Source organism: Nioella sediminis, assembly GCF_001879695.1.
GTDB classification, from domain to species: domain Bacteria; phylum Pseudomonadota; class Alphaproteobacteria; order Rhodobacterales; family Rhodobacteraceae; genus Nioella; species Nioella sediminis.
Genome location: NZ_MNBL01000069.1, coordinates 35,774 through 44,884, shown reverse-complemented (window position 1 = coordinate 44,884; position 9,111 = coordinate 35,774). Strand labels below are relative to the sequence as shown.

13 protein-coding genes are annotated in these 9,111 nt (G+C 64.0%); 4 read left to right on the top strand and 9 right to left on the bottom strand.

Annotated elements, in window-relative coordinates; translation table 11 throughout:
* Both BKY26_RS09605 and gatC read right to left on the bottom strand, forming a co-directional pair.
* Nucleotides 1-545, bottom strand: a 545-nt coding sequence (locus BKY26_RS09605; RefSeq protein WP_245764443.1) for an amidase family protein, incomplete at its 3' end; no start/stop codon positions are given.
* Nucleotides 545-832 carry an Asp-tRNA(Asn)/Glu-tRNA(Gln) amidotransferase subunit GatC gene (gene gatC / locus BKY26_RS09600; protein ID WP_071690174.1) on the bottom strand — a complete coding sequence of 96 codons (288 nt, stop codon included), beginning with the start codon at nucleotides 830-832 and terminating at the stop codon, nucleotides 545-547. The genes gatC and BKY26_RS09605, both read right to left, overlap by 1 nt.
* A gap of 171 nt (nucleotides 833-1,003) precedes the next feature.
* Here gatC and BKY26_RS09595 point away from each other — a divergent pair, with 171 nt between their 5' ends.
* Nucleotides 1,004-1,696, top strand: a complete 693-nt coding sequence (locus tag BKY26_RS09595; RefSeq protein ID WP_071690173.1) for a metal-dependent hydrolase — start codon at nucleotides 1,004-1,006, stop codon at nucleotides 1,694-1,696.
* An 87-nt stretch (nucleotides 1,697-1,783) separates the two neighbouring features.
* Here the strand turns inward: BKY26_RS09595 and BKY26_RS09590 are convergent, their stop codons facing one another.
* Complete coding sequence (locus BKY26_RS09590; protein ID WP_071690172.1) at nucleotides 1,784-2,236, bottom strand: nucleoside deaminase; 453 nt, start codon at nucleotides 2,234-2,236, stop codon at nucleotides 1,784-1,786.
* A 51-nt stretch (nucleotides 2,237-2,287) separates the two neighbouring features.
* Here BKY26_RS09590 and BKY26_RS09585 point away from each other — a divergent pair, with 51 nt between their 5' ends.
* Nucleotides 2,288-3,103 carry a pseudouridine synthase gene (locus BKY26_RS09585; protein ID WP_083431392.1) on the top strand — a complete coding sequence of 272 codons (816 nt, stop codon included), beginning with the start codon at nucleotides 2,288-2,290 and terminating at the stop codon, nucleotides 3,101-3,103.
* A 20-nt stretch (nucleotides 3,104-3,123) separates the two neighbouring features.
* Here BKY26_RS09585 and BKY26_RS09580 read toward each other — a convergent pair whose 3' ends face one another.
* On the bottom strand, nucleotides 3,124-3,540 hold the full coding sequence (locus BKY26_RS09580) for a universal stress protein (RefSeq protein ID WP_071690171.1): 417 nt from the start codon (nucleotides 3,538-3,540) through the stop codon (nucleotides 3,124-3,126).
* Between the two features lie 214 nt (nucleotides 3,541-3,754).
* On the opposite strand from BKY26_RS09580, the gene BKY26_RS09575 reads away from it, so the two are divergent.
* On the top strand, nucleotides 3,755-4,474 hold the full coding sequence (locus tag BKY26_RS09575) for an SDR family NAD(P)-dependent oxidoreductase (protein WP_245764442.1): 720 nt from the start codon (nucleotides 3,755-3,757) through the stop codon (nucleotides 4,472-4,474).
* Nucleotides 4,475-4,477: 3 nt separating this feature from the next.
* Here the strand turns inward: BKY26_RS09575 and BKY26_RS09570 are convergent, their stop codons facing one another.
* The 4 genes from BKY26_RS09570 to ftsY form a co-directional block, all read right to left on the bottom strand.
* Nucleotides 4,478-5,080 carry an inner membrane-spanning protein YciB gene (locus BKY26_RS09570; RefSeq protein WP_071690169.1) on the bottom strand — a complete coding sequence of 201 codons (603 nt, stop codon included), beginning with the start codon at nucleotides 5,078-5,080 and terminating at the stop codon, nucleotides 4,478-4,480.
* A 15-nt stretch (nucleotides 5,081-5,095) separates the two neighbouring features.
* Nucleotides 5,096-5,998, bottom strand: coding sequence for an EamA family transporter (locus BKY26_RS09565; RefSeq protein ID WP_071690168.1), 903 nt, complete (start codon nucleotides 5,996-5,998; stop codon nucleotides 5,096-5,098).
* Nucleotides 5,995-6,891 carry a hypothetical protein gene (locus BKY26_RS09560; RefSeq protein WP_071690167.1) on the bottom strand — a complete coding sequence of 299 codons (897 nt, stop codon included), beginning with the start codon at nucleotides 6,889-6,891 and terminating at the stop codon, nucleotides 5,995-5,997. The genes BKY26_RS09565 and BKY26_RS09560 overlap by 4 nt, the downstream gene beginning before the upstream one ends.
* Before the next feature lie 65 nt (nucleotides 6,892-6,956).
* The gene (gene ftsY, locus BKY26_RS09555) at nucleotides 6,957-8,108 is read right to left on the bottom strand and encodes a signal recognition particle-docking protein FtsY (protein ID WP_071690166.1); all 1,152 of its coding nucleotides are present in this window, start codon (nucleotides 8,106-8,108) and stop codon (nucleotides 6,957-6,959) included.
* A 105-nt stretch (nucleotides 8,109-8,213) separates the two neighbouring features.
* Here ftsY and BKY26_RS09550 point away from each other — a divergent pair, with 105 nt between their 5' ends.
* Nucleotides 8,214-8,447 (top strand): YdeI/OmpD-associated family protein, encoded by a 234-nt coding sequence (locus BKY26_RS09550; protein ID WP_071690179.1) that lies wholly within the window; start codon nucleotides 8,214-8,216, stop codon nucleotides 8,445-8,447.
* Here BKY26_RS09550 and BKY26_RS09545 read toward each other — a convergent pair.
* Nucleotides 8,444-9,094, bottom strand: a complete 651-nt coding sequence (locus tag BKY26_RS09545) for a lysoplasmalogenase family protein (RefSeq protein ID WP_071690178.1) — start codon at nucleotides 9,092-9,094, stop codon at nucleotides 8,444-8,446. The two genes, BKY26_RS09550 and BKY26_RS09545, sit on opposite strands and share 4 nt — an antisense overlap.
* Nucleotides 9,095-9,111: the final 17 nt, after the last annotated feature.

Here is a 9,111-nt window from a genome sequence, read left to right as displayed (position 1 = left end):
GAGCCGCCGGTATCGGTGCCCGTCGCGGCCAGGCAAAGGTCTGCGGCCACGGCGGAGGCCGACCCACCCGACGAGCCGCCGGGCGTCAGCAGGTCGTCGCCATTGCCGGCTTTCCAGGGGTTCACGGCGTTGCCGTAAACCGAGGTCTCGTTCGAGGACCCCATGGCGAACTCGTCCATGTTGAGCTTGCCCAGCATCACCGCGCCTGCGTCTTTCAGCTGGCCCGAAACGGTCGATTCATATTCCGGCTTGAACCCTTCGAGTATGCGTGAGGCGGCCTGCGACGGCACGCCCTCGGTGCAGAAGAGATCCTTGATGCCCACGGGGATGCCGCACATATCGGGCGCATCGCCCGCCGCGATCCGCGCGTCGGCGGCCTTGGCCCGCTCCAGCGCCAGATCCGGCGTTTTATGGGCGAAGGCACCGAGCGCGTCGGCGCTGTCAATGGCGGCAAGACAGGCCTCGGTCAGTGCGACGGAGGTGGTTTCGCCCTTGCGCAACGCGTCGCGCGCCTCGGCGATGGTCAGTTTGTTGAGATCGGACATTATTCCACCACCTTCGGAACCGCGAAAAACCCTTCCCGTGCATCGGGCGCATTGGCCAGAACCTTGGCCTGCTGATCGCCGTCGGTCACCACATCCTCACGCCGTTTCAGGCGCATCGGCGTGACCGATGTCATCGGCTCCACGTCGTCGACATTCAGTTCCTGCAACTGCTCGATGAAGCCGAGGATCGCGTTGAACTCACCTGCCAGCGCGGGCAGGTCCTCCTCTTCCACCTTGATCCGCGCGAGCTTGGCGACGCGGGCGGCGGTTTCGATGTCGATGGACATGGGGCGTTGCACCTTCGGACTTGAGCAATCTGGATCGGGCACGGGTTTACCGGGCATGGCGCAGGGCCGCAAGCGCCTGCATGAGTGAATTCCGGCGAAACCCGTTTGACGCAGGCCCGGCAGCGGCTAACCTTGCCCCCTGAATGATCCAAGAAATCGGGGAGAGGACAAATGAACATCATCTGGCTCGGGCATGGCAGTTTCCGGATCGAGATCGCAGGGCAGGTCCTGTTGGTCGATCCATGGTTCACCGGCAACCCGGTCTTTCCCGAGGAGCGCAAGGCGGACGCGATTGCCGGGGCCACCCATATCCTGCTGACCCACTGTCACTTCGACCATGTGGCCGATGTGCTGGATCTGGCAAAGGATCTGGGGGTGCCGGTCGTGGGCCAGTATGACCTGATGGGGCATTGGGCCGAAAACGAAGGCATCGAGACCGTCGGCTTCAACAAGGGCGGCACGGTTGCCCTGGGCGATGTGGCGGTGACGATGGTCAACGCGGTGCATTCGTCGAGCTTTGGCACGCCCGATGGCCCGAAATGGGGTGGCACCGAATGCGGCTTCATGATCGCGGGCGAAGGCCGGACCATCTATTTTTCCGGCGATACAGATGTGATGGCGGATATGGGTGTCTTCGCCGACCTGCATGCGCCCGACATAGGCATCCTGGCGGCTGGCGGCCATTTTACCATGGACATGAACCGCGCAGGTTACGCGGCGAAACGGTTCTTCGACTTCAAAACGGTGATCCCCTGCCACTACCGGACCTTCCCCATTCTGGAACAATCCGCCGAGGCACTGGCCGCCGCCCTGCCCGGTGTCGACGTGATCGAGCCGGAAGTGATGCAGGCGATTGCGCTGTAAGGGATTTCGAATGGCCTTCGGCCATCCGATCCGCGGGGGGATCCTCCCCCCGCACCCCCCTGAGGTATTTTAGCCAAGATGAAAGGATCAGCGGCGCGTTGCAAAGAAGGTCTTGAGCAGATCCGCCGCCTCTTGCTCGCCGATCCCGCAATAGACCTCCGGCTTGTGATGGGCCTGCGGGTGATCGAAGACGCGCGGGCCTTGCGCCACGCCGCCCGATTTGGGATCCGCCGCGCCGTAGTAGAGCCGCGCGATGCGGGCGACCGAAATGGCCCCCGCACAGGCGGGGCAAGGCTCCAGCGTCACGTAGAGATCGCAGCCGGTCAGCCGTTCCGACCCAAGCGCCGCGCAGGCCGCGCGGATGGCCAGCATCTCGGCATGGGCCGTAGGGTCCTTCAGCTCTCGCATCCGATTTCGGGTCTGCGCCAGAACCTTGCCATCGGGGCCGACGATCACGGCCCCCACGGGCACCTCGCCCGCTTCGGCGGCGCCGCGCGCCTCACAAAGCGCGGTCTGCATATGGCTGATGAAACCGGTCATGGCTTTCCTTTGCCGCTTTCCAAGCCGCTGTCAAACCGCTAGTCCAAAGCCATGAGCACCAACACCCCAGAGGGCGACCGCATCGCCAAGGTCCTGTCCCGCGCCGGCATTGCCAGCCGTCGGGAAGCGGAACGCATGATCGAGGCGGGCCGCGTCACCGTCAACGGCAAGCGCATCGACAGCCCGGCGCTGAATGTCACGGCGTCTGACAAGATCACCGTGGATGGCAAGGAGGTGGGTGCGCCCGATCGCCCGCGCCTGTGGCTCTATCACAAGCCGCAGGGCCTTGTGACGACAACAAGCGACGAGAAGGGCCGCGAGACGGTGTTCGACATGCTGCCCGAGGACATGCCGCGGGTAATGAGCGTGGGTCGGCTCGACCTCAATTCCGAGGGGCTGCTGCTGCTGACCAATGACGGCGGCATCAAGCGAAAGCTGGAGCTGCCCTCGACCGGCTGGCTGCGCAAGTATCGCGTACGGGTGAAGGGTGCGCCGAAGGATGAAGACCTCGCGCCGCTGCGCAAGGGCGTGACCATCGAGGGCGAGCGGTTTCAGCCGATGGATGTGACACTTGACCGGCAACAGGGCGCGAATGCCTGGCTGACCGTGGGTTTGCGCGAGGGCAAGAACCGCGAGATCCGACGCGCCATGGGGGAAATCGGTCTGGATGTGAACCGGCTGATCCGGGTGAGCTATGGCCCCTTCCGGCTGAACGAGCTGAAACCCGGCGAGGTGGAAGAGATCAAGCCCAAGGTGCTGCGCGACCAGTTGGGGATCGCCCTGCCCGACGGTCATGCCGAGGCGAAGAAGAAACCGGCGCGTCCCGGTGCGCGCAAACCGCGCAAGGCGCCCCCGCGCCACGGGTGACGCAGAATGCGGGGTGCGCCTTAGCGCACGACGTGAACCGAAACAGGGGCGTAGGTTGCCACGTAGCCTGCATTCGAGGTCAGGAAGTGGTCCTTGAAACCGGGCACATGGCTGGCCATCACGATCAGGTCGCAACTGGCATCTTCGGCGGCCCTTATGATCTCGCGGCCCACATGCAGATGCAGATCGCCGCGCAGGACCACATGATCATCCGTGCGGATCCCATGGGTGTTGGCCTGAGCATCGGCAAAGGCATCCAGCTTCTTTTGCGCTTCGTGCCCTTCCAGCCGTTTCGAGGCGGTTGGCACCGGGTCGATCACGCTGACATAGGTGACGGTGGCCCCATGCTCCTTCGCGGCTTTCCCGGCAATGTCGAGGGCCTTGTCGAGCTTGTCGATATGATCCAGATCGACCGGCACCAGAATGCGAGATGTCATGTTGGGTCCTCCTCTTTCCTGCTGCCAGTCTAACAGCAAGGTCAAGGACGGCCCCTGATCTGGGTCAATGGGTCAGGCAACTGTGCCACACATGATGTCGCTTTTTGCCTTTGCGGCAGCCGGAATATGTTCTGCGCTTCCGAATTTGCAGCGCTATGGCAGACTTGTATTGACGTGACAGCGACGCGGGGACGCCATGCGATTGAGGGGCAAAGTGGCACTGGTCACTGGTGGACGCACGGGGATCGGGCGCGCCATTGCAGAGCGTTTGAGGGATGAAGGCGCGCAAGTTTTTACCGCACAGCGCGGTGCGTCGGAAGGCTTTGCGACCATAGAGGTCGACTTCACCGACCCCGACAGCCCTTGCCAGGTTGTCGAAACCCTGATTTCGCACGCCGGGCAGCTCGATGTCCTGATCAACAATGCAGGTGTGATGCAGGAGGCCGGGATCGAGGAGACGTCTCTCGCAGATTGGCAGCGCTGTCTCTCCATCAATCTGACCGCGCCGTTCCTTATGATCCGCGCTGCTCTTCCGCATCTGCGTGCCACACGGGGCTGCATTGTCAATGTCGGCTCGATCGAAGGGATTGCAGCCAATCCGAACCACACTGCCTACTGCGCGTCAAAAGCCGGTCTGCACGGGCTGACACGGGCGGTCGCGGTGGACCATGGGGCCGAGGGTATCCGCTGCAATGCCGTGGCGCCGGGTTGGATCGAAACCGACTTGAACCGGGACCTCGTCGCTGCGCGCCCTGATCACACCGAATTCGCCGACCGAATTGCCGCAATTCACCCTCTTGCACGCACCGGCCAACCGCGCGAGGTTGCCGCACTTGTGGCGTACCTGGCCTCAGGGGATGCGGGCTTCGTTACCGGCCAAGTCTATCCAATCGAAGGCGGACGTCTTGCAAAGCTGAGCCTCCCGACAGGCTAGGCGCTAACCCTCGTCCTTCTCGATCATGTGGCGTTCAAACAGCTTCGCCTGGAACATGAAGACGGCGAAGAGGAAGCCGGGCAGGACGAAGGTTTCAAACGTCACCCAGAATTCGGTGGTCTGGGTGCGCCAGACGATCTCGTTGGCCAGCGCCATAAACGCGAAGGCCGCCACCAGACGTTTGGTCAGGATCATCCAGCCTTCTTTCTCCATGGGCATCATTTCCCCCATGACGAATTGCAGCCAGCTTTCGCCGCGCAACAGGCCAATGCCCAGAACGACCGCGAAGAAGGCATAGACGATGGAGGTCTTCATCTTGAAGAAGGCCTCGTTGTCGAACCACACCGTCAGGCCACCGAAGACGACGACCAGAATGGCGGTGAAAATCTGCATGCGGGAAAGCTTGCCCGTCAGCCACCAGAGCGCGGCGATGGAGGCCAGAAGCAGCGGGATGAACCCCGCCGTCGCAATGATGAAGCCCGAATACTCATGCCCGGCGAGAGTGAATGTCCGGTCCTTGATCCACAGGTAGACCACGAAGAACAGGATCGGTGGCCCAAGCTCCAGCGCGCTTTTCACGTAGGGGTTGATCTTGCGTTCTTCCATCAATCGCGCCTCAAATTATCCGCCCATCTCAACTATCACCGCGCCCGCTGCGATCAACCCCATAAGCGCCAAACGGCGGGGGCCGACCCGTTCGCCAAGCATCAGCCAGCCGATGAGGGCGGCAAAGACGGTCGAGGTTTCGCGCAGCACCGCCGCCTGCCCCACCTGATCGAGCCGCGTGGCCAGCAGGATCGACCCGAAACTCGCCATCGCCACCAGCCCGCCAATCAACCCGCGCAAGGCCAGTGGCCCGAAGGCGGGCGGATCGGGCATCCGCCGCCAGGCGTACCAGGCCACGGGTGGCATGGTCAGGCCGTCGAGGAAGAAGAACCAGGCGAGGAAGGTAAAGGGATCGTTCGCGGCGCGGATGCCGTAGGCGTCATAGGTGGTGTAGGCGGCGACGAAAAGCCCGGTCAGAACCGCCAGCCATAGGGCCGGCACCAGCGTTTCGCGGTCCACGGTGATCGTGCGCAGGTTGTAGAAGGCAAGGCCGTAGATGCCCGTCAGCAGGGTCAGAACGCCCGCCCACTGGGTCAGGGAAAAATGCTCGCCAAAGAAGATCGTGGCCCCGATCACGGTAAAAAGCGGCCCGGTGCCACGCATCACCGGGTAGACGACCGTATAAGCCCCGCGCTGATAGCTGGCCACTTGCGCGGCTTTGTAGCCCAGATGGATCAGCATCATGACCCCGAAAATGGGCCACATATGCGGCGCGGGCCACGGCACGACGAAAAAAGCGACAGGCGCAGCCATCAGCCCATAGCTTGCATCAATGATGCCGCGCGACAAAAGCGGCGAATGGCGGCCCTTTTGCAGCGCGCCGAAGACCGCGTGCAGGATCGCAGCCAGCAGCGCCAGAAAGGTTGCGAGTGTTGCCCCCTCCGGCGTGCCTGCCAGCGAAACGATCCAATCGCTCATTCCGCCCCGTATCTATAGTAACTGACTTGCAGATCAGCCCCGGCCAAAGTGGCCAGAGGGTCGGACGCGGGCAAGCGCCCCAGCAATCCGGCATCCTCGCTCAATTGGCTGATCGGCAATCCGTCATCGGCCTGCAGGGCGAAAATGACCCGGCCCGCCGGGTTGGGCATATCCTGAAACAGCATCGTCAGTGCGGCCCGCGTGGTGCGGTGGAACTGGGGCTCTGGCAATGCCTCAATGGCAGCGATGGCCTCGGCCTGAAGTCGGGCCACCTCGGCCTCGGGATCATCGGAAGACCCGATCAGCAGGTTGGCCAGCGGCATCAGCGCATAGGTTTCGAACAGCCCGCGCGTCAGCACCTCCAGCCGGAAGGCGCGGATCACGGTCTGATCGGGCGCGCGCGGGTCGACATCGGTCAGGTGCAGGGTGGCGTCGATGGCGTTCTCGCCCGGGAAGTCCACATGAAGGCGGTCCAGCATGACCTCACCGTCCGCATGGGTGGCCAGCAGATCGACCGAGATGCCCTCGCTCGCCCGTGCCTGCGCCTCCATCACATAGTCGAAATCAGGCATCCCGGTCGCGGCCAGCACATAGACCCCGCGCGCGGTCACCTCGACCCGGTCCAGCAGCGCCCCGCTGATCAACAGCGCCTCCAGCCCGTCCAGTTGCCAGCGCAGCTCATCGACCAGAACGCGGATGCGCCCGTTCACGATCTCCAGATCGCGGGCGATGCAGGCCTCGCCTTCCAACTGAGCGGTGGCCAGATCCGGCGGCAGGCCAAGCGGGGCGCTGACCATGCCCCAGCTGACGGCACAGCTGGACTCGGTCATCTGGGCATGGGCAGGGGCAGACAGGGCAAGCCCGGTCAGCGCGGCAAGGATGATGCGTTTCATGGTAAAGGCGGACTCCCTCAAAGGTTTGCTCAACCCTTGTGGGTCGCCTCGGGGCACGTCCCGGTTCACTCCGCCCCCGTCAGGGCCTTGGCGAACTCCTCCGGATCGAAGGGAGCCAGATCGTCGATCTGCTCGCCCACGCCGATGGCATGGATCGGCAGCCCGAACTTGTCGGCCAGCGCCACCAGAACACCGCCCTTGGCGGTGCCGTCGAGCTTGGTCATCACCAGGCCCGAGACATCGGCCATTTTCTGGAAGGTTTCCACCTGGCTTAGCGCGTTCTGGCCCGTCGTGGCATCGAGCACCAGCAGCGTGTTATGCGGCGCATCCGGGTCTTTCTTGCGGATCACGCGGACGATCTTGGCCAGTTCCTCCATCAGGTCGGCCCGGTTCTGCAAGCGGCCTGCGGTGTCGATCATCAGAAGGTCCGCGCCCTCGGCCTCGGCTTTGGTCATCGCGTCAAAGGCCAGCGCGGCAGGGTCTGACCCTTCCGGCGCCGTCAGCACCGGCACGCCAGCCCGGTCACCCCAGACCTGCAACTGTTCCACCGCCGCCGCGCGGAACGTATCGCCCGCCGCGATGACCACCGATTTGCCCGCCGCCTTGAACTGGCTAGCGAGCTTGCCGATGGTCGTGGTCTTGCCCGAGCCATTGACGCCTACCACCAGCACCACCTGCGGTTTTTTCGGATAGATCGGCATCGGCTTGGCGACCGGTTCCATGATCCGCCCGATTTCCTGCGCCAGAAGCGCCTTGATATCGGCGGCCGTCATCAGCTTGCCAAACCGCCCCTCGGCCATGTTGGCGGTGACGCGCATCGCGGTTTCCACGCCCATATCGGCGGTGATCAGAAGCTCCTCCAGCTCCTCCAGCATGTCGTCGTCAAGCGCCCGGCGCGGGGCGCTGCTGCGGCCCATGATGCGGCCCAGAAGACCGGGCTTCGCGGCGGCTGGCTGAGGCTGCGGGGCCGGTGCGGGCGTCGGCGTTTTCACAACCGGTTCCGGTTCGGGCATCGGCATGACGTCCGCCTGCCTCGGCGCAGGGTCTTCCGCGATTGGCGCAGGCGAAGGCTCTGGTTCTGCGACCGGCTCCGGGGTTGGCTCCTCGACTTGGTCCTCTTCCTCGACCGCACCTTCCTCGATGATCGCATCAAGCCCCTCATCGAGCTTCGACGAGGATTTGAACATCCGGTCCTTGAGTTTCTTGAAGAACGACATGAGGCCTCCCGGGGAATAGCGCTTAACAGTCACCTAATACGGGCGCGCGCCGGATGGAAGCGCCGCATGTCGACGCGGGGGGCGATTGAGCGTATCATTGGTTTCATGTCCCTCACCCGCCCGATCCATCCCATGCCCGGCGACATCGCGTCCCGACTGGACGCAGCCGGCCTTCGCGCCGCCTATGATGCGCGCCCGCCCTATCAGCGGAACGACTATCTGGGTTGGATCGCGCGGGCCAAGCGACCGGAAACGCGGGAAAAGCGCCTTGCCCAGATGCTGGATGAACTGCGCGCGGGCGATGTCTATATGAAGATGGCCTGGCGCGGCGGTCGTTAGGTCCAGGCAATCCCTACAAGGATCAACCCCTGCCCGACCCAATAGAGCGGCCAGACAAGGTGAGAGGCGACCCGCGTGGCGGGGCTGTCCTCTTCCATTCGAAAGAGCTCCACCGACAACACAAGGTCAGAGGCCACGAACAGCCCCGCCCCAAGCATCGCCACCCCCTGCGCGGCGGGCAAGTGCAGCGCCGCCAACCCCATGGCCGTGATGATCGCCACATAGGCCGCCACTGGACGCCGCAGCCCGCCGGTATGGGGCAGCAGCCAGAACACCGTCGATTGCGCCATGATGACCAGAGCCGCGAAGCCGATCCACCGCAGGGCCGTCAGGTCCAGGGGGGCAAGCCGCCCCTCGACGGTCACGAAGACCACCGCATAGGCCAGATGCGCTAAAGCAAAGCTGCCAAGCCCAACCATGAAGGCGGCCTCCCCCTTGCGCGACAGCGCGAAATCCCCGACTGCGCCCAAAGCCAGCCCGAGCGCCAGCAGCCAGGGTGCGCCCGACAGAAGCGCCGCCAGCGAAAACAGCGCCACGGGGGCGGTTTTCATCACCGAGCGCAGGGTGCTTACATCGTCGTTCACGCGGGCCTGATAGATCAGGGCGATAACCGCCCCGGCCCCGGCCACAAGCATCGCCGCTGTCATCATCGTTCCTCCGTCAA